Origin of the sequence: Streptomyces sp. NPDC101160 (assembly GCF_044768205.1) — a bacterium.
Classification (GTDB): Bacteria; Actinomycetota; Actinomycetes; order Streptomycetales; family Streptomycetaceae; genus Streptomyces.
Genome location: NZ_JBIWPJ010000006.1, coordinates 308,604 through 327,646, shown reverse-complemented (window position 1 = coordinate 327,646; position 19,043 = coordinate 308,604). Strand labels below are relative to the sequence as shown.

Genomic DNA, 19,043 nt, shown 5'->3' with positions numbered 1-19,043 from the left:
CCGCTGCTTCCGTCCCGTAGCCCTGCCTCTGACCCCGCACCGCGCCTGACGCCTCGTCACCCGTACGGCCCGGCAGCGCGCGACGGCACGCCGGGCGCCGTGGTCCGGTGGGTGCATGCCCGCCGAACGCCCAGCCGCCGAGCGCCCGCTGCTTCCCGAAGCCGCCCGCCGCACCGCCGCCTGGTGCGTCGTCATGCTGCTCGTCGCCGGGGTCGCGGCCGTCTTCATCTGGCTGTGCGTGGTCTTCAAGACGGCCGTCACGCCCGCCCTGCTCGCCCTCCTCGGCACCGCGCTGCTCGGCCCGCTCTACCGCCGGCTGCTGCGGATGAAGGTGCGGAAGTCGCTGGCCGCGGGGCTGACCGTGCTCGCCGTGCTCGTGGTCGTCGGCGGCGCCACGTACATCGTCGTCGCCGCGATCGTCGACACCGGCGCCCAGATCGTCGACTCGCTGCGGCAGGCCGCGTCCGACATCGCCCGGCACTTCGGCGCGGCCGGCACCTCGCTCGACGACCTCGCCAAGAACGCCAAGCGGCTCCTGGAGAGGTTCGGCGGGACGGCCGCCTCCGGGGTGATCTCCGGGCTCAGCGTGGTCGGCCAGATGCTCGGCACCGCCGTCCTCGCCCTCCTCCTCGTCTTCTTCTTCCTGCGCGACTCCGACCGGGCGGCCGGCGTGCTGCGCTCGCTCGCGCCCCGCTCCACCGGCGACATGGTGGAGGCCATGGGGCGGCGCGCCTTCGAGGCGGTCGAGGGCTTCATGCGCGGCACGACCTTCGTCGCGCTCGTCGACGCCGTCCTCATCGGCGTCGGGCTGCTCGTCCTGGACGTGCCGGGCGCGATCGGCCTCGCCGCGCTCGTCTTCATCACCGCCTACATCCCGTACCTCGGCGCCTTCCTCTCCGGCGCCGTCGCCGTGCTCGTCGCGCTCGCCGACCGCGGCTTCGTCATCGCGCTGTGGGTGCTCGGCGTGGTCCTCGCCGTCCAGGTCATCGAGGGCAACGTGCTCCAGCCGGTCGTGCAGTCCCGGACCGTGCAGATGCACCCGGCCGTGGTCATGCTGGCGATCACCGCCGGGGCGTCCGTCGCCGGGGTGCTCGGCATGCTGCTCGCCGTACCGCTGACCGCCGCGTTCTTCGGGGTCGTCGGGGAGCTGCGCACGCGGTACGGGGGGCCGGGGGACGCGTCCTAGCGGGCTTGTGGCGGTCTTGTGGCGGGCTTCCGGCGGGCTTGTGGCGGGCTTCCAGCGGCTTCCAGACGGCTTCCGGCAGGCTTCAGGTGGCCGCCGCCGGGGTGCTGCCGGGCTCGAACGCCCTCAGCATCTGTTCCAGGGCGGCCTGGTCCGGGCCCACGAACGGGTCCGCGTCCGGCGCCATGGTGATCGTCTCGATCAGGCGGGTGGTCATCCGGACCGCCGGCGGAAGGTGTGTGCACAGCACGATCTCCGGGCTCATCTCCCGCAGCGGCTCGATCCACGCCCGGAACTTCGCCCGGTCGACGACCTGCACCCACGGGCTGTCCACCGTCGCCCACAGCAGCTGCGCGGCGCGCAGCTCCTCCGGCTTCAGGTCGTTGGCATGCCCGCTCTCGGCGAGTTCGGCCGTGGGCATGGCGCCGCCGAAGCAGTCCGAGCTGAAGCAGATGCGGGTCTTCTCGTCGTAGAAGCCCACGGTCGCCGGGTTGTCGAAGAGCGGCGGCCGGAAGCCCCGCAGGCGGCGGTCGCCGACGTCGAGGGACTGGCCGGGATTGAGGAAGTACACGCGGTCCATGGGCAGCGGGCGCTCGGTGGTCATGATCCCGGCGCCGATGAAGGTGGTCACGACCCGCGCCCGCGGGGCCGCCACCAGCAGGTCGAAGATCCCGCCGGTGTGGTCGCGATCGGGGTGGGTGAGCCAGATCCAGCGCACGTCGGCCGGGTCGATGATCGTGCCGAGCGTCGCCACGAAGTCGCGGTCGGCGACGGACAGGCCGGTGTCGACGACGACCGGTTCGCGGGAGGTGAGGACGTAGGCGTTGACGGGGATGTGGCCGATCCCCGGGACTTCCAGGCTGTCGCCGATGACGGTGGTGTCGCTGCCGACCTTGTGCGTGTCCATGGCGAGCTCCGTGGTCCCCCCGGCGGCCGTACGACACCAGTCTCCGCCGCCCGCCCGGACGCCGCGCGTCGTATGCGCGGGGCGCGGGCGCGGCAGCCGGTGGGGCTCGGCGGCCGGCCGGGCGGGCGGGCGTTGGCGGGTTGCGGCGCGGCGGCTGCGGGTTGGGTGCGGCGCGGCGGCTGCGGGCCGGTGCGGTGGCGGTGCGTGCCGGGCGCCGGCTGGGCGCGGCGGGGACGGTGTGGGCATGGTGCGGGCTGGGCTGCGGCGCGGCGGGGGCCGACCAGGGGCCGGCCGGGCCCGGCATCCCGTCGGGGTCAGCAGTTCTTCCCCGGCTCCGGTTCGTGCAGCTCGAACCAGATCGCCTTGCCCTCGCCGCGCGGGTCCACGCCCCACGAGTCCGCGAGCATCTCCATGAGCAGCAGCCCGCGCCCGTTGGACGCCATCTCGCCCGGGTGCCGCTTGTGCGGCAGTTCGTCGCTCGCGTCGGCGACCTCGACGCGCAGCCGGCGGGCGTCCGGGGCGTCCGGGAGGCAGACGACCTCGGCGACGAGCAGGGCGTCGCCGTCCGTGTGGACGAGGACGTTGGTGACCATCTCGGAGACCATCAGGACCGCCGAGTCGACCTGGTCGGGATCCGACCAGTCGTGGAGCAGCTGGCGGACGTTCCCGCGGGCGGTGGCGATGCGATGCGGGTCGGCCTGGGCGATGGTCATCATCGCGCGGCGCGGGGCCTCCCGTACCCCGGTGCCGGGCTGGCGGGAGAGCAGCAGGACGGCGATGTCGTCCTCGCGGCGGTCGGCGAGCGGGCCGGTGGTGTGGTGCGAGCCGGGCCCGTGGACGGCCTCGACGAGCCGGTCGGCGAGGGCCTCCAGGTCGTCGCCCCGGTGGTCCTCCAGGAGCTTGCGGATCCGGTCCCAGCCGCTGTCGAGGTCGTGGCCGCCGGTCTCCAGGAGCCCGTCGGTGCAGATCATCAGGGTCTCGCCGGGGGCCAGGGTGAGCCGGGTGGTGGGGTAGTCGGTGTCGGGGTCGATGCCGAGGGGCAGGCCGCCGGCGGTGTGCCGGAGGAGAACCGTTCCGTCGGTCATCCGCACCGTCGGGTCCGGGTGGCCGGCCCGGGCGATGTCGACGGTGCCGCTCTCCAGGTCGACCTCCAGGTAGAGGCAGGTCGCGAAGCGCGGTCCGCCGCCCGGCCGCTCGTCGTCGCCGCCCGCGCCGCCCGCGCCGCCCCCTTCGTCCACGCCGTCGTTGATCCCGTACAGGAAGCGGGAGGCGCGGGACAGTACGGCATCGGGGCGGTGCCCCTCGGAGGCGTACGCCCGCAGCGCGATCCGCAGCTGGCCCATGAGCCCGGCCGCCCGGACGTCGTGGCCCTGCACGTCGCCGATGACCAGGGCGATCCGGCCGCCGCCGGGCCCGTCGGGCAGCCGGATCATGTCGTACCAGTCGCCGCCGACCTGCAGCCCGCCGCCGGTGGGCACGTACCGCGCGGCCACCTGGATGCCGGGGATGCCCGGCCCGAGGACCGGCATCATCGTGCGCTGGAGGCCCAGCGACAGCTCCCGCTCGGACTCGGCGACCCCGGCGCGGGCGAGGGCCTGGGCGAGCATCCGGGCGACCGTGGTGAGGACGGAGCGCTCGTCGGGTGTGAAGGCCACCGGGTGCTTGAAGGCGGCCATCCACGCGCCCATCGTCCGCCCGGCGACGACCAGCGGCACGAAGGCCCAGGAGCGGCGGTTGAAGCGCTGGGCGAGCGGCCAGGTCATGGGGAAGCGGCGGGCGTACTCCTCCGGCGTCGGCAGATAGATCGCCCGTCCCGTCCGCACCACCTCGGCCGCCGGGTAGTCGGTGTCGAGCGTCATCGACGTGAACGGCCCCTCGTCGCCGTCGCCGTGCCCGTGGTGGCCGATCACCGTCAGCCGGTCGCCCGACATCCCGAAGACCGCGAGCCCGTCCGGCGAGAAACCGGGCATGGAGAGCGAGGCCGCCACCCGCAGCACCTCGGCCGTCGACCGCGCCTCGGCGAGCGCCCGGCCCGCGTCGAGCAGGAAGGCCTCGCGGGAGCGGCGCCAGTCGCCGGTGATGGGGGTGTGCGGGCCGGCGGTGCCGGGCTGCGGCTCGGCGACCTCCTGGAGGGTGCCGATCAGCTCGTAGTCGGGTCCCTCGACCAGCGGCTTGGACCTGCTCCGTACGGTACGGATCACCCGCCCGTGCTCGTCCATGATCCGCAGCCGGGCCTCGGCCAGGGTCCCCTCGGCGAGGGCGAGGGCCACGACCCCGTCGATCTCGTTCCAGTCGACCGGATGGAAGCGCGACCGCACCGCCGCCTCGCTGAGCCGCACGGGCTCGGCGGGCAGCCCGAGCAGCCGGGCCGCCTCGGCGTCGAGCGTGACGGTCCGGGAGGCGTTGTCCCAGCGCCACAGGCCGGTCGCGATGGCCGCCAGGACGTCCTCGGTGCGCATTGCCCCACTTTATGAATATCGGACAGCGCGCCGCCACAGGTCGCGAACTCTTGACACCGAGAGTATTCGAATCGCGATCTTGGGTGGCCCGGTACCCTGGGTGGGCTTGATATATCAAGCGATACTCCACCGATCCCGAAGACTGGATGAACGACGATGCATCGGTACAGGTCCCACACCTGCGGCGAGCTCCGCGCCTCTGACGTCGGCACCGACGTCCGGCTGAGCGGCTGGCTGCACAATCGGCGCGACCTGGGCGGCATCCTCTTCATCGATCTGCGCGACCACTACGGCATCACCCAGCTGGTCGCCCGCCCCGGCACCGCCGCGGCCGAGGTCCTCGACAAGCTGACCAAGGAGACCGTCGTCCGCGTCGACGGCAAGGTCGTCTCCCGCGGCGCCGAGAACGTCAACCCGGACCTGGCCACCGGCGAGATCGAGATCGAGGCCGCCGAGGTCGAGGTGCTCGGCGCGGCGCAGCAGATCCCGTTCACCATCAACACCGACGACGGCGTGAACGAGGAGCGGCGGCTCGAGTACCGCTTCCTCGACCTGCGCCGCGAGCGCATGCACCGGAACATCATGCTGCGCTCCGCCGTCATCGCCTCCATCCGCTCCAAGATGGTGGCGCTCGGCTTCAACGAGATGGCGACCCCGATCCTCACCGCGACCTCCCCCGAGGGCGCCCGTGACTTCGTCGTCCCGTCCCGCCTGAACCCCGGCAAGTTCTACGCGCTGCCGCAGGCCCCGCAGCAGTTCAAGCAGCTGCTGATGATCTCGGGCTTCGACCGCTACTTCCAGATCGCGCCCTGCTTCCGCGACGAGGACGCCCGCGCCGACCGCTCGCCGGGCGAGTTCTACCAGCTCGACGTCGAGATGAGCTTCGTCGAGCAGGAGGACGTCTTCCAGCCCATCGAGAAGCTGATGACCGAGCTCTTCGAGGAGTTCGGCGGCGGGCGTCCGGTGAGCTCCCCCTTCCCGCGGATCCCGTTCCGCGAGTCGATGCTGAAGTACGGCAACGACAAGCCCGACCTGCGCACCTCCCTCGAACTCGTCGACATCACCGACGTCTTCGAGAAGTCGGAGTTCAAGGCGTTCGCCGGCAAGCACGTCCGCGCGCTCGCCGTCCCGAACACCGGTGACCAGCCGCGCAAGTTCTTCGACGGCCTCGGCGACTTCGCCGTCTCCCTCGGCGCCAAGGGCCTGGCCTGGGTGCGCGTCGGCGAGGGCGGCGCCCTCACCGGCCCCATCGCCAAGTTCCTCACCGAGGAGAACGTCAAGGTCCTCACCGAGCGCCTCGGCCTGGCCGAGGGCCACGCCGTGTTCTTCGGCGCCGGCGAGTTCGACGAGGTCTCCAAGATCATGGGCCCGGTCCGGGTCGAGGCCGCCAAGCGCGCCGGCCAGTTCGAGGAGAACGTCTTCCGCTTCGCGTGGATCGTCGACTTCCCGATGTACGAGAAGGACGAGGAGACCGGCAAGATCGACTTCTCGCACAACCCCTTCTCGATGCCGCAGGGCGGCCTCGAGGCCCTGGAGACCCAGGACCCGCTGGACATCCTCGGCTGGCAGTACGACATCGTCTGCAACGGCATCGAGCTGTCCTCCGGCGCCATCCGGAACCACGAGCCCGACATCATGTTCAAGGCGTTCGAGATCGCCGGCTACCCGCGCGAGGTCGTCGAGACCGAGTTCGCCGGCATGCTCCGCGCTTTCCAGTTCGGCGCCCCCCCGCACGGCGGCATCGCCCCGGGCGTCGACCGCATCGTCATGCTCCTCGCGGACGAGCCCAACATCCGCGAGACGATCGCCTTCCCGCTCAACGGCAACGCCCAGGACCTGATGATGGGCGCCCCGACCGAGCTCGACGAGTCCCGCCTGCGCGAGCTCCACATCGCCCTGCGCAAGCCGGCCGAGGCGAAGGTCGTCGAGGGCGGCCGCCCGGTCGCGGACGCGGTGCACCCGGACGCGGCGCGCGGCTGACGCGTTGTGAAGTGAGCTGAACGGGCAGGGGCCCGGGACCGTCTCGCACGGTCCCGGGCCCCTCGCGTGTGTGCGCGGGGGTTTCGCCCTTCCGGCAGCTACTCGTTCCGGATGACCTCTATGGCCGAGGCGGCGGTGAGAGAACGAATGAGCCAGTGCGGCAGTCGTGGCAGGGGCCGCCCGGTTCGGCGGCGCGGAAGGCCCTGTCGCAGTCGTCGCAGTTCTGCAGCGGATGGCGCACGGGCGGGGGCGCCGCCGGGGCGTGGAAGGGCGGTGCGGGCGGGAGACGGTCGGCGAGGCGGTGGGCCAGGAGGGCGGCCGGGCGGTGCAGGGGCTCGCGCGGGAGATCGGCGATGAGGGCGTGGTGGACGGCCTCGGAGGAGACGTCCCGTTCCAGCCAGGACACGACGCCGGGGACGAGGTGTTCGGTGTCGGCGGCGGAGAGCAGCAGCCGGCGGTCTTCGAGGCGGAGGCATCCGAGCACGGCGTGCGCGGTCTGCAACAGGTCGAGCCTCGGCCAAGCGGGCTGCGGCACGGCGGGCAGGGCGCGGCGCCGCGGCTCCTTCGGTTGGTGCTGGCGGGGCCTAGGCTTGGGCGGCGGTTCGCCGCGCGTGTCGTTGCTGCTCCGGCCCGGCTGGTTGCAGGAGACCGTACGCGTGATCATCCGCCCGCTCGCGGTACGCTCCCGGGTCCGCCGCAGATACCCGTGCGCCTCCAACTCCCGCAGCGCGGAGGCGATTTTGGTGGTCCCCTCGGGGAAGCGCGCGGCGAGGCTCTTGATGTCGACGGCGGCACCGGTCGGCAGCGACTGGATGTGCGTGGCCAGCCCGATCGCGACGAGCGAGAGCTCGGCGTGCTGGGCGAGATGGTTGCCGACGACGGTGAAGCGGCTGGAGTGCCGGGTGTTGTCGTGGACCACACCTCCACCGGAGGGGTGGTTTTTCCGCGCGCGACGGGACGGGGCGTGCGGGCGCACGCTAGTGTTCTGGCTATCCATCGGGAAGGGCTTTCTTCCTCGTTGGTCAGGCCCTCGCACTGGGAACGCAACTCCCGGCGAGGGCCGACGTATGTCTGGGGCATGTGCTGCCTGTGTGCGCTGAGCGTAGATCAACCAACCCGTCCTCCCGCCAGCTCTGTTGGCATATTTCACCCGAGGGAGTGATCGACCCGCAGCGGGCGGGAAAGGGTGGGTTTGGTGGGGTCATTTCACCTGTCGTCCTTGGTAGTTGGGACCACCCGGACCACCGAAACCCAAGCGGTTGGGCTTCGGTGCGAAGGGTGATTGTCCGGAGTCTGTCCACTGTTGTCCGGACTGCCGTGGCCGTGTCGGCGGGTAGAGGGTTCGCGGTGCACAGGACGACGGAGGGGTACGGCATGGCGGTGGACGAGCCCGGCTGGGAAGTGGACCCGGACGACGAGTGGGGCCTGGCGGTCATCGCCACTGTGGGGCGGCAGTTGAAGCTGCGGCGCGAGGCGGTGGGAATGCGCGCGGCCGAGTTCGGGGCTGCCGTCGGCTACGGCGAGGACATGGTCTACAAGCTGGAGGGCGGGAGGCGGATCCCGCGTCCGGAGTTCCTGGACAAGGCGGACGAGGTCCTGAGCGCGGACGGTCTGCTGAAGGCCATGAAGGAGGACGTGGCGAGGGTCCGCTACCCCAAGAAGGTGCGGGACCTGGCGAAACTCGAAGCCAAGACGGTGGAGATGCACCTCTACGACCCGCTCAACATCCACGGCCTGCTTCAGACGCCCGAATACGCGCACGGGCTGCTCGTCATGCGCCGCCCGGCGTACACGACGGACGAGGTCGAGCGGTACATGGCGGCGCGCGTGGCGCGCAAGGCGATCTTCGAACGGGATCCGGCTCCCGAGCTGAGCTTCGTGTTGGAGGAGTGGACACTCCGTCGCCCGCTCGGAGGCCGGGCGATACTGCGCCGACAGTTGGAACACCTCGTGGAGATCGGCAAGATGAAGAACGTCGAGCTTCATGTGATGCCCACGGACCGCGAAGAGCACGCGGGCCTGGCGGGCGGCATCGAGGTGCTGAAGTTCGCGGACGGTTCCGCCGTCGGGCGCTCGCCGGCGGTCGCCAACGGCCGACCCGTGACCGATCCGCGCCAGCTCCGTATCCTGGAACTGCGCTATGGGATCGTCCGGGCACAGGCTCTGACGCCCCTTGAGTCCAAGGTCTTCATCGAGCAACTGCTAGGAGAAACATGATCCACAACCGCTCGACCGAGGACGTCGCTGACCTGGTGTGGTTCAAGAGCAGCTACAGCAGCAGCAGCGAGGGCGACTCCTGCGTCGAGATCGCCACCACCCCCACCGCGATCCACATCCGCGACTCCAAGAACCTCCCCGGCCCCCACCTCGCCGTGACCCCGGCCGCGTGGGCGGGCTTCGTTACATACGCCGGGGGCTCCTGCTGAGCTGGCAGCCGCCCAGCCGCGGCTCACGCCGGACGGGGTGACGCAGGGCCGCGTCACCTCGACCGCCACGCTCGAATCCGAGGTCGCGGGCGTCCAGCGCCTCATCGGCTGGTCGGGCTCCCTCGACGACGCGATCGTAGAGCAGCGGGCGGTATCCCACCGTCGTTGGCATCGTCTACCGAAGATGCTGGACGACGATCCAGTAGTCGTATTCCTCCTCCGTCACGGCGCATACCACCTTTCCGTCCCGCGACATTGCCAGGAAATCCAATCCTTCGCCAGGCCTCGCGAGTCTTGGTGCGAGCTGTGCGCCGGGCGACCACTTCACCACAGCCCAGCCGAGTGACGATGCTCCGCTTTCAGAGATGCTCAGTAGAAATGAGCCATCACTCTCGAACAGTCCATTGAGATCAGCGAGGTTGTGCCACTGCTGGTCTACCTCCTGGAGGGGATCCGGATCACTCAGAGAGATGGTGGCCGTAGGCTGCACCTCCCAATTCGCAACGCTGCGCAGTGCCTCGCTGACGGACGGTACGTCGGCGGGGGCTGGGTCATTCGAGACTGCCAGACCGGTCGTGGCGATGCGACTCAGCCAGGCTTCCCTTGCCGAGTTAATCACGTGCGTGGGTTTCATTGTTCGTAGAAAAGATGGTGATCACCCTCTGGCTTGTTGATCTTTGCATATCGTTCCATATCCCTGTAATTGGCGTTATCCCAGCCGAAGTTTACGAAGGTGCGTTCAGGGTCACCCTTTGGCTTACCCGCATGGAAGTGAGGCCCAGCCGGGTCGTCTGTGTGCTCGACCACGACACGGGATCCCTGAGGTGTCTCGTATTGGCGGAAGGTACCCCAGTGAGACCTCTCCGATGAATACACATACCCAGGACTGTGCTTCCTCGTGATGTCTGGTCCGACCTCCCATTCGGCCCAGAACTCTGCCTCGCCGGGCTTGATGGCTGCCAGCTCATAAGCGGCCTGCCTGGCTTCCTCGCGACCTCCGAACGGGTTGGAGCGTTCGCCCTTGGGCGGGCAGGCGCTCAGCCCCAGCGGGTCGCTCCACGTGTGCGGGTTGTGGACGTACGTCGCCGGGTTCGGGGCCGGGGCGAGGCCCAGCGGGTCCTGGGAGAGGTAGCGGCCGGGTTCGGGGTCGTAGTAGCGGAAGTAGTTGTAATGGAGGCCGGACTCGGGGTCGAAGTACTGGCCGGGGAAGCGGAGGGGGGTGTAGGCGGTGGCGGTGCGGGTCCAGGTGGTGGTGCCCCAGAGGGTGGTGCGGGCGTGCCAGGCGAGGGTGCCGGACTCGTCGACGAGTTCCGTCGGGGTGCCGATCAGGTCCGTGACGACGGCGAAGAAGCGGGTCTCGTCGGTGTCGCGGCGGTGTTCCGTCTGGGCCAGGGGGTGCAGGCCCGCGTGGTCCCAGGTCAGGGTGAGGGTTTCGGTGGACTGCTCGCAGAGGGTGGTGCCGTCCCAGGTGAAGTGGACGGTCTCCGTGGGGGAGTGCTTGGCGATGCGGCGGCCGAGCGGGTCGTAGACGTAGCGCCACACCGTGCCGTCGGGCGTGGTGACGGAGGTCAGGCGGTCTTCCGCGTCCCACGTGTAGCGCCAGGTGTCGGGCTTGCGGGAGAGGCGGGTCTTGCGGCGGAGGGTCACGCGGCCCTGCGCGTCGTGTTCGTAGCGGACGGCGCCCGCTTGGGCGATGCGCATGCCGGTGTACGCGCGCGGGCCCGCCGCTTCGGTGCCGGGGCCGGGCCAGGACGCGTCGGTCTGGTTGCCGGCCTCGTCGTAGGCGTACCGCTCGGTCCACCGGTCGGCCGACACCTGCGTCACACGGCCCGCCGCGTCGAGGTCGAAGCGGCGCAGGCCGGCGAGGCGGTCGTCGATGCCGACGAGGCCGCCGTCGGCGCGGTAGTGATACGACCGGTGCTGGAGGCGGCCGGCCCGGCCCCTCACCTCGTGCGACGTCAGCCTCCCCACCTCGTCGAACGAGGAGGTGAACGTGGCGAAGTTCCCCGCCGTACGCGTCGTCTCCCGGCCCACCGCGTCCCGGCCGAAGGTCAGCGTGCGTCCGGACGTCGTCAGCTCCGACCGCCTGCCCGCCGCGTCGTACGACCACGAGCTCACCGCCCCGCCCGGCGTCCTCCGGCCCGTCCGCCGCCCCAGCTCGTCGTAAGTGAACGAGATCGTGCGGCCGTTGGACGTCTCGGAGATGAGATGTCCGTGCCTGTTCCGCAGCCGCGACAGCGTGACGTCCGGGCTCACGGCCAGCGCCAGCTCGTCGAAGATGTCGTACTCGTACGTCGTGACCGCGCCGTCCGCGTCCTTGCGGATCACCTGGCCGAGTGCGTTCCGGTCGAACCGTACGGATTCCCCAGCGCCGTTCGTACGGGCGGCGAGCCTGCCCGCCGCGTCGTACGCGTATGTCAGCGTCCGCCCGTCGAAGTCCGTCTCCGCGACCGTGCGGCCCGCCGTGTCGTAGACGTAACTCCACGTCAACCCCTGCGGGTTGGTGACCTCGGTCAGCTGGAGTGCGCCGTCGTGGGCGAAGGCGTAACGCGTGCCGTCCGGGTTGGTGCGGGACGTGAGGACGTCGAAGTCGCCGTAGGTGAAGGCGGTGGTGCCGCCGACGGCGTCCGTGTGGGTGAGGCAGTTGCCCTCGCCGTCGTACGTCCAGGATTCCACGGACCCGTCCGGCGCGATCCGGCGCGCGAGCCGGCCCTCCGGGGTCCACTCCAGGCGGCTCTCCGCGCCCACCGCGTCCGTGATCCGGACCGTACGGCCGAAGGCGTCGCGCTCGTACGTCGTCGTCGCACCCAGCGGGTCCGTGACCGAGACCGGCAGGCCCGTCGCGTCCGTACGGAACCGGGTCACGGCGCCCAGCGGGTCCGTCACGGCCACCAGCCGGCCCCGGTCGTCGTACGTGAACTCGGTCCGCGCGCCCGAAGGGTCCGTCACCGAGGTGCGGTTGCCGCGTTCGTCGTACGTCTGGCGGATCCTGGTCCCGTCCGCGCGGGTGACCTTCAAGGGCAGGCCGAGACCGTCGTACTCCGCGGAGAGGGTCCGGCCGTCGGGGCGGGTGACGGAGGCGAGCCGTCCCTCCTCGTCGTACGCGAAGCGGGTGGTGTGCCCGAGCGGGTCCGTACGGGACAGGGTCCGGCCCCGGCTGTCGTGCGTGAACCGGGTGATGTCCCCGTCCGGGCCGGTCTCCGCCGTGATCCGGGCCCGCTCGTCCACCTCGAAGCGGGTCGTGCGGCCGAGTGCATCCGTATACGTGGATTCGCCGACGCCGGACTCGCCGATGTTCCACGTGAAACGTCCGGCCATGACGCCGTCGCGGCCCGACTGCCAGACGCAGCGGTCGCGCTCGTCGTACGCGTAGTCGTAGCGGAAGCCGTTGGTGTCGGTCCACGACGTCATCCGGCCGTGCTCGTCGCAGCCGAACCGCGTCGCCAGGCCGGTGGAGTCGGCCACGGATGCCAGATGGCCGCGCTCGTCGTAGCCGTAGCGGCGTATCTCCTGGTCGCCCAGGTGCAGGGCCGTCACACGAGATCCGTCGGTGGTCACACGCAGCCGGTAGCCTCCGTGGTGGACGACCTCCGTGGGCGCACCCTCCACGTCGTACCCGAAGCTGATCCAGTTGCCGTTGCGGTCGTCGATCTGGACCAGCGTCGCTTCGTCCCCCGCGCCGACAACGGCGAAATGGCGGACTTCCCCCGTCTCCGGGGCCGTGACGGTGTACGTGTCACCCGACGCGTCCCGGTCAAGGGCCCAGCGGCGCGTACCGTGCGTCGGCAGCACCGGCACGCCAGGCGCCGGATGCGGGAAGGCGAGGATGCTGCCGTCCTCGCAGAGCAGGACCACGCCCTCCGCGTCGATCTCCAGGCGCTGGTCGAGCGTGCTCGCCCAGGTCGGGCCGAACCAGCGCCCCGTGCGGCGGGAGGATTCGAAGTGCCGGGTGAACAGCAGCGGCAGAGCACCCGGGAGGGCGAGGTCCGTCTGGGGCAGGACCACCCGGCCGGTGGCCATGTCGACCGGGTCGCCTTCGCACTTCAGATCCTTGCGCGGCTGACCGGCGGCTTCCGGGCTCTCCGCGTGCGCGCCCCGGACCGATCCCTTGCCGCCCGGCGCGGCCTCTTCCAGCTTCTCCAACTGCTTCAGTCGCGTCAGCGACTTCAGCCCGCCCAGGCCCTTCGTCCCGATCAGCTCCGGCAGCAACCGGCCGCCGAACTCGCTCGGATCCGCCTTCGCCGTCTCCCACGCGTTCTTCAGCGCCCGGTCCGGGTGCGCGGCCGTCGACGCGATCCCGGCCAGCGTCATGCTGACGCTCTCGTAGTAGGCGGCCGGGTGCGTGATGTTGTACGAGTCCAGAGGGTTGACCGACCGGACGAAGTTGGTCAGGCCGACGATGCCCTTCACCGCGCCGCCCGTGACGTGCAGCAGCTCTGTGCCCTGGCCCACCGCGTAGTCCATGGCGTCGATGCGGAGCCGGTCGGCGGCCGACGGCTCGGCCGGGGCGTGGGCGAGAGCGGCGGAGATCGCGCGCTGCGCCCGTTCGGCGGCCTCGTCCCGCTGGCGGCGGGCGTCGGCGAGGATCTCGCGGGCGCGGGCGCGCTGGGCCTCGCCGGGGTCGGTGAACTCGGCGGGCTTCGGCAGCGGGTTCTCGCCGGTGCGGGCCGCGTTGTAGGCGTCGACCTTCTTGTTGTACGCGTCGACGGCCGCCTTGGAGGTGGCCTCGCCCTGCTTGTGCAGCTCGATCGCCTCGCGCGCCCTGCCCTGCGCCCAGGTCACCGTGTGCGTGTACGTCTCCAGGGCGCCGGCCGCGGCGCCGAAGGCGTCCGCCGCGCGCAGCCAGTCCGGCGGCAGCGCCCGGAACTTCTCCTGGAAGGCCCGCGCGGCCTCGCCCTTCCAGCGGTCCGTCGCCTCCAGGCCCTTCAGGCCGTTGCCGACGCTGTCGAAGGCGGACTGGAAGTCGCGGAGGTTGGTCACCGCGGCCGTGATGTCGCCGGTCTTGCCGTGGACGAGCTCGTCCGGCTCGTCGGTCTGGCCGAGCTGTGCCTCGCCGACCTCCGCGCCGAGCCAGGATGCCGCCCCGTCACCCCAGTCCTCGACCTTGTCCGCCCAGCCGTCGGCGCCCACCCGCTCCAGGCCCCAGCCGACCGCGTCGGTCGCCTTGTCGACGCCCTCGCCGACCTTCCGCCTGCCCCAGTCGACGCCGTCGCCGACGACCTCGGCGCCCTTGTCGAACAGCCCTCCCCAGTCCGGCACGGCTCAGCGATCCCCCCAGTTCGGCTCCTGCGCCCGCCGGACCGCTTCCTCCGTGGGCTCCAGCTGCTCACGCATCCGCGCGTCCACCCGCTCGCGCGCCCCCGGGTCCATCAGCCCCGCGTTCCGCGCGGAGTCCAGCACCCCGTCCCCGACGTCGTACGTGGTGTCGCGCCAGGTCTGCTCGACCCGGCCCTGGGCGTCGCGGAACGACTCCGGGCTCCAGTCGGCCCCGTCGTACGGCGACTGGTCGCGTATCTCGGCCCAGCTCTTCTCCTTGACCTCGTCCTCGGAGAGGTGCGGGTTGCCGTTGACCGCGTTCGTGACGATCTTGAACGTGCCCTTGACGTACTCCTCCTGCTCGGCGAACGCCCCGGCGGTCAGCCCGAGCGACGCTGCGAACACGTTCGCCTTCTGCATGAGGTCCCGCACGCCCCAGCCCCACCGGTCGCAGAACGTCTCGAACTGCTCGGCAAGGCCCTGGTGGCCCAGCTGTACGCCGGTCAGCGCGAGCCGCTCGAAACCGCGGCCGGTGATCGCCTGCTGCCCGATCGACAGGTCCTTCAGCTCGCCGTGGGCCTTGTCGATGCCCTGGGCGATCAGCTTCAGCGCCTCGCCGGACGCCTTCATATCCGGATCCGTCATCGGGTGACCGCCGTCTCCGGCACGACACCCTCGACCGGCGGGAACAGCATCCCGTCCTCGCTCCCCGCGTCCAGTGCCACGCCGGCCGGGACGCCCGCCTCCGCCAGCCTCGGCACGAGGACATCGAGCAGCCGGGCACCCAGGATCGTCCGGTACTCCCACGCGCGGGCCGCGTCCTGCTGTGCGTACGCGAAGCGTGCCAGCGCCGGCTCGTCCGAGAACGCGCAGATCCAGCGCACCCCGCCCTGCTCGGCCGTCCACGGGCTCCCGTACGGATCGACGGGGACGAGCACCGCCGTGCGCCGGAATTCACCCAGCAGCGCCGCGAACTCGCGGCGCGGGTCCGCCCCGGTCTCCGCCCTCTGCATGCGCGTCCCCCCCGCTCGCCCATGGAGTGGCGATGCTCGCAGGGGCGAGTTTCCGGATGCAACGGAGAAACGCTTCTTCTGTCAGGTTGGTCCGGATATGGCGAAGGCCGCCGTCCCCTCGGGGACGGCGGCCTTCGTGGTGTACGGAAGCGCGGAGCGTCAGTCCTTCTTCGGGTCCTCCAGGCGCGGGAAGAGGACCGCGCCCTTCGTCACCGTGGCGCCCGCCGGGAGGAGGCCCCAGGTGGCGGCGTCCTGGACCGGCTGGGCGGCGAGGGCGCCCAGGGACGGCTCGGCGCCGAGGGAGTCCCAGAGCTTCTGGGAGGTCTCGGGCATGATCGGGTTGAGCAGGACGGCGACGGCGCGGAGGGACTCCGCGGCCGTGTAGAGGATCGTCGCCAGGCGGGCGCGGCCCTCCTCCGACTCGTCCTTCGCGACCTTCCAGGGCTCCTGCTCGGTGATGTAGCCGTTGACCTGCTTCACGAAGTCGAAGATCGCCAGGATGCCGCCCTGGAAGTCCAGCTCCTCGCCGATCTTCTCGTCCGCGACGGCCACGGCCTTCGCCAGGCCCTCCTGGACCGCCTTCTCCGCGTCGCCGTCGGCCGTCGAGGCCGGCAGCTCGCCGCCGAAGTACTTGCCGACCATCGCCGCCACGCGCGAGGCGAGGTTGCCGTAGTCGTTGGCCAGCTCGGAGGTGTAGCGGGCGGAGAAGTCCTCCCACGAGAACGAGCCGTCCTGGCCGAACGCGATCGCGCGCAGGAAGTACCAGCGGTACGCGTCCACGCCGAAGTGCGAGGTCAGGTCCTGCGGCTTGATGCCGGTCAGGTTCGACTTCGACATCTTCTCGCCGCCGACCATCAGCCAGCCGTTGGCCGCCACCCGGCCCGGGACCGGCAGGCCCTGCGCCATCAGCATCGCCGGCCAGATCACCGCGTGGAAACGCAGGATGTCCTTGCCGATGAGGTGGACGTTCGCCGGGAAGGTCTCGTCGAACTTCTCCGGGTTCTCGTTGTAGCCGACCGCCGTCGCGTAGTTCAGGAGCGCGTCGATCCACACGTAGATCACGTGCTTGTCGTCCCACGGCACCGGGACGCCCCAGTCGAAGGTCGAGCGGGAGATCGACAGGTCCTCAAGGCCCTGCTTGACGAAGTTCACGACCTCGTTGCGGGCCGACTCCGGCTGGATGAAGCCCGGGTTCGCCTCGTAGAACTCGAGCAGCTTCGGGCCGTACGCGGACAGCTTGAAGAAGTAGTTCTCCTCCTTGAGGATCTCCACCGGCTTCTTGTGGACGGCGCACAGCTTCGTGCCGTCCTCCGCCTCGATGAGGTCGCCGGGGAGCTTGTACTCCTCGCAGCCCACGCAGTACGGGCCCTCGTAGCCGCCCTTGTAGATCTCGTCCTTGTCGTACAGGTCCTGCACGAACTCCTGGACGCGGTCGGTGTGACGCTTCTGCGTGGTGCGGATGAAGTCGTCGTTCGCGATGTTCAGGTGCTCCCAGAGGGGCTTCCACGCCTCCTCGACGAGCTTGTCGCACCACTCCTGGGGCGTGACGTTGTTCGCCTCCGCGGTGCGCATGATCTTCTGACCGTGCTCGTCCGTGCCGGTGAGGTACCACACCTTCTCACCGCGCTGGCGGTGCCAGCGGGTGAGCACGTCGCCTGCGACGGTCGTGTAGGCGTGGCCCAGGTGAGGAGCGTCGTTGACGTAGTAGATGGGGGTCGTGACGTAGAACGCCTTCGAGCCCTGCTTCTCGGATCCAGTGGCCGCCATGGTGCGAATTTTAACGGCCGGGGCGAGTCCCTCTCACACGGTTAAAACCCGGGCGGGGCCGAGGGACGCTCCCCTCGGCCCCGCCCCGGGTCCGGATGATCAATGCTGCTCAGGGTGATCAGCCCGAGCAGCATGAGCAGGCTGGTCAGAGAGACCAGTCGGCGAGCACGGCGCCGTAGAACGCGGCGTGCGGGGTCTCGACCGGCGTCGGGCCGGCGAAGTGCACAGCCGTACGGGGGGTGGCGAGCTTACGGAGGTAGTCGAACGCCTTCGTCTCCTCCTCGCCCCACACCGTGAACCGCCAGTGCGTCGCGTACGGCCGGTCCGCCGCGTCCGTCAGCGCCTGCGTCGCGGGCGTCTTCGCGTCCGGCGCGCCGTCCGTCTGGAACACGACGAGCGCCGGGCGGCCCGGGTCCTCGCTCTTCTCGTGGAGGGCGAGGACCTCCTCGATCGCGCGGTCGTAGTTGGTGCGGCCCATCCGGGGCAGCGTCGCGTTGATCTCCTCGATGCGGGTGGGGGTGAGGTCCGCGGGGCGGAGGACGACGGTGCCGTCGATCTCCGTCGAGAAGAACACGGTGGTGACGGCGGCGTCCTCGTCGAGGTGCGCGGCGAGTGCCACGGTCTGCTCGGCCAGGCGCTGGACCGACCCGTCCTTGAAGTACGACCGCATCGACCCGGACCGGTCCACCACGAGATAGACGGCGGCACGCGCCCCGCTCAGCCCCTGCTTCTTGAGAACCGCGCCGGCCGCCTTGTAGGCGTCGACGAGATGGGGCGCGGCGGCCTTGACGCGCGCGAGGGAGAGCGCGGGGGCGGGGGCGGGGGCCTCGGTGGGGGTGGTGGGGGCGTCCGCGGGCGTTTCGGCGGGCGCCTCGGTGGGCGTTTCGGCGGCGACGGCGGGGGCGGGGGTGTCCGCAGGGGTCTCGGTTTCCGGCTGCGCCGCGGCGACGGGCTCGGCGTCCGGCTGCGCGGGAGCCTCGGCGGGGGTGGCGGCCGGTTCGTCGGCTGCCGCGACGAGGGCTTCCGCCTGCGGCTGCGGCTCCGTGGGCTCCTCGGACGCAGCGGCGTCCGCGGTGGTCTCGTCGCTCGGTGCGGCCTCGGGCTCGGCCTCCGGCTCCACCGTGGCCTCGGCCGCGGCCGGCGTCTCGTCATCGGACTCGGCGGGGTCCTCGGCCTGCACGGCTGCCTCGGCAGCTGCCTCCGTGTCGTCCGCCGTCGGCTCGGCAACGGGAGCCTCCGCGTCAGCGGCGACGGCCGGATCGGCGGCAGCCTCGGCGACGGCTTCCGTCTCCACCACGTCCGCAGTCGCCTCCGCGTCCGACTCGACGACCGTCGGCTCCGCGCTCGCCTCGGCGTCGGCCTCGTCCGTGGCCTCAGCTCGGGCCTCGGCCGTCGGCTCTGCCTCCGCCTCGACAGCCGCGTCCGGCTCGGCGACGTCCGCAGTCGGCCGCGTACCCGCCTGCTCCGGCTCCGGCTCCGTGTCGGTTTCGGCCACCGGCGCCTCTGCCCCGGCCTCGGCCGCGACGGTCGCCTCGGCTTCCTCCGGCTCCGCCTCGGCTTCCTCCGGCTCCGCCTCGGCTTCCTTCGGCTCCGCCTTGGCGTCGGACGCCGTCTCAGCCGCAGCCTCAGCCTCAGCTTCAGTGGTGACGGTCGCTTCCGCCTCAGCCGTGACCGCCGGCTCCGTCGCCTCGGCCACCTCCGCCTCAGCCGACTCCGATTCCGACTCCGCCCGCCGGGCCTGCGGGATCTGCGGGTTGTCGAACGCCGCCGCCACCAGGTCCTCGGCCGCGCGCTCGGCCGCCGACCGGGCCGGCAGCACCGGCTCCGCTGCCGCGGCCGCGGTCCCAGTCGCAGCCGCCACCTCCACGGGCTCCGCCTCCGGCGTCGCCGGCGCGGTGCCCTGGGCCGGGACCGAGGCGGTTGCGGTCGGGGGTTCGAGGGTGGTCGCGGTCGTCGTGCGGTCGCGGCCGAAAACCTTGCGCAGCAAGCTCCGGATACCCATGGGCGAACCCCTTCACATGAGTTGGGTTGGGTTGGGTGCGGTATGTGTCC

At 71.2% G+C, this 19,043-nt stretch carries 13 protein-coding genes; 4 read left to right on the top strand and 9 right to left on the bottom strand.

Annotated elements, in window-relative coordinates; genetic code table 11:
* The first annotated feature begins 115 nt into the window (after positions 1 to 115).
* Positions 116 to 1,186, top strand: coding sequence for an AI-2E family transporter (locus ACIRSU_RS20910; RefSeq protein ID WP_403794133.1), 1,071 nt, complete (start codon positions 116 to 118; stop codon positions 1,184 to 1,186).
* A gap of 82 nt (positions 1,187 to 1,268) precedes the next feature.
* Here ACIRSU_RS20910 and ACIRSU_RS20905 read toward each other — a convergent pair whose 3' ends face one another.
* Positions 1,269 to 2,090: an MBL fold metallo-hydrolase gene (locus ACIRSU_RS20905; RefSeq protein ID WP_403794131.1), complete on the bottom strand. Its 822-nt coding sequence runs from the start codon at positions 2,088 to 2,090 to the stop codon at positions 1,269 to 1,271.
* Positions 2,091 to 2,404: 314 nt separating this feature from the next.
* Complete coding sequence (locus tag ACIRSU_RS20900; RefSeq protein WP_403794129.1) at positions 2,405 to 4,549, bottom strand: SpoIIE family protein phosphatase; 2,145 nt, start codon at positions 4,547 to 4,549, stop codon at positions 2,405 to 2,407.
* 156 nt (positions 4,550 to 4,705) lie between these two features.
* Here ACIRSU_RS20900 and aspS point away from each other — a divergent pair, with 156 nt between their 5' ends.
* Positions 4,706 to 6,529: an aspartate--tRNA ligase gene (aspS, locus tag ACIRSU_RS20895; protein ID WP_403794128.1), complete on the top strand. Its 1,824-nt coding sequence runs from the start codon at positions 4,706 to 4,708 to the stop codon at positions 6,527 to 6,529.
* A 118-nt stretch (positions 6,530 to 6,647) separates the two neighbouring features.
* On the opposite strand, the gene ACIRSU_RS20890 is transcribed toward aspS, so the two are convergent.
* Complete coding sequence (locus ACIRSU_RS20890; RefSeq protein ID WP_403794126.1) at positions 6,648 to 7,526, bottom strand: helix-turn-helix domain-containing protein; 879 nt, start codon at positions 7,524 to 7,526, stop codon at positions 6,648 to 6,650.
* Positions 7,527 to 7,903: 377 nt separating this feature from the next.
* On the opposite strand from ACIRSU_RS20890, the gene ACIRSU_RS20885 reads away from it, so the two are divergent.
* Complete coding sequence (locus ACIRSU_RS20885) at positions 7,904 to 8,746, top strand: helix-turn-helix domain-containing protein (protein WP_403794918.1); 843 nt, start codon at positions 7,904 to 7,906, stop codon at positions 8,744 to 8,746.
* Positions 8,743 to 8,955, top strand: coding sequence for a DUF397 domain-containing protein (locus ACIRSU_RS20880; RefSeq protein WP_403794124.1), 213 nt, complete (start codon positions 8,743 to 8,745; stop codon positions 8,953 to 8,955). The genes ACIRSU_RS20885 and ACIRSU_RS20880 overlap by 4 nt, the downstream gene beginning before the upstream one ends.
* 175 nt (positions 8,956 to 9,130) lie before the next feature.
* Here ACIRSU_RS20880 and ACIRSU_RS20875 read toward each other — a convergent pair whose 3' ends face one another.
* The 6 genes from ACIRSU_RS20875 to ACIRSU_RS20850 all read right to left on the bottom strand — a co-directional run bounded on the left by ACIRSU_RS20875 (position 9,131) and on the right by ACIRSU_RS20850 (position 18,993).
* The gene (locus ACIRSU_RS20875; RefSeq protein WP_403794122.1) at positions 9,131 to 9,589 is read right to left on the bottom strand and encodes a hypothetical protein; all 459 of its coding nucleotides are present in this window, start codon (positions 9,587 to 9,589) and stop codon (positions 9,131 to 9,133) included.
* Positions 9,586 to 14,214, bottom strand: coding sequence for a putative T7SS-secreted protein (locus ACIRSU_RS20870; protein WP_403794121.1), 4,629 nt, complete (start codon positions 14,212 to 14,214; stop codon positions 9,586 to 9,588). Before ACIRSU_RS20870 ends, ACIRSU_RS20875 begins: the two co-directional genes overlap by 4 nt.
* A gap of 3 nt (positions 14,215 to 14,217) precedes the next feature.
* Positions 14,218 to 14,856 (bottom strand): hypothetical protein, encoded by a 639-nt coding sequence (locus ACIRSU_RS20865; RefSeq protein WP_403794119.1) that lies wholly within the window; start codon positions 14,854 to 14,856, stop codon positions 14,218 to 14,220.
* Positions 14,853 to 15,224, bottom strand: a complete 372-nt coding sequence (locus ACIRSU_RS20860) for an SseB family protein (RefSeq protein WP_403794117.1) — start codon at positions 15,222 to 15,224, stop codon at positions 14,853 to 14,855. Before ACIRSU_RS20860 ends, ACIRSU_RS20865 begins: the two co-directional genes overlap by 4 nt.
* 159 nt (positions 15,225 to 15,383) lie before the next feature.
* Positions 15,384 to 16,991, bottom strand: a complete 1,608-nt coding sequence (gene metG / locus ACIRSU_RS20855) for a methionine--tRNA ligase (protein WP_403794115.1) — start codon at positions 16,989 to 16,991, stop codon at positions 15,384 to 15,386.
* A gap of 145 nt (positions 16,992 to 17,136) precedes the next feature.
* A complete protein-coding gene (locus tag ACIRSU_RS20850; RefSeq protein ID WP_403794114.1) occupies positions 17,137 to 18,993 on the bottom strand; it encodes a VWA domain-containing protein in 1,857 nt (618 codons plus the stop codon).
* Positions 18,994 to 19,043 lie beyond the last annotated feature (50 nt).

Coding starts and splice junctions, on each gene's coding strand:
- ACIRSU_RS20910 (WP_403794133.1), top strand. CDS start 116: ATGCCCGCCGAACGCCCAGCCGCCGAGCGCCCGCTGCTTCCCGAAGCC.
- ACIRSU_RS20905 (WP_403794131.1), bottom strand. CDS start 2,090: ATGGACACGCACAAGGTCGGCAGCGACACCACCGTCATCGGCGACAGC.
- ACIRSU_RS20900 (WP_403794129.1), bottom strand. CDS start 4,549: ATGCGCACCGAGGACGTCCTGGCGGCCATCGCGACCGGCCTGTGGCGC.
- aspS (WP_403794128.1), top strand. CDS start 4,706: ATGCATCGGTACAGGTCCCACACCTGCGGCGAGCTCCGCGCCTCTGAC.
- ACIRSU_RS20890 (WP_403794126.1), bottom strand. CDS start 7,526: ATGGATAGCCAGAACACTAGCGTGCGCCCGCACGCCCCGTCCCGTCGC.
- ACIRSU_RS20885 (WP_403794918.1), top strand. CDS start 7,904: ATGGCGGTGGACGAGCCCGGCTGGGAAGTGGACCCGGACGACGAGTGG.
- ACIRSU_RS20880 (WP_403794124.1), top strand. CDS start 8,743: ATGATCCACAACCGCTCGACCGAGGACGTCGCTGACCTGGTGTGGTTC.
- ACIRSU_RS20875 (WP_403794122.1), bottom strand. CDS start 9,589: ATGAAACCCACGCACGTGATTAACTCGGCAAGGGAAGCCTGGCTGAGT.
- ACIRSU_RS20865 (WP_403794119.1), bottom strand. CDS start 14,856: ATGACGGATCCGGATATGAAGGCGTCCGGCGAGGCGCTGAAGCTGATC.
- ACIRSU_RS20860 (WP_403794117.1), bottom strand. CDS start 15,224: ATGCAGAGGGCGGAGACCGGGGCGGACCCGCGCCGCGAGTTCGCGGCG.
- metG (WP_403794115.1), bottom strand. CDS start 16,991: ATGGCGGCCACTGGATCCGAGAAGCAGGGCTCGAAGGCGTTCTACGTC.
- ACIRSU_RS20850 (WP_403794114.1), bottom strand. CDS start 18,993: ATGGGTATCCGGAGCTTGCTGCGCAAGGTTTTCGGCCGCGACCGCACG.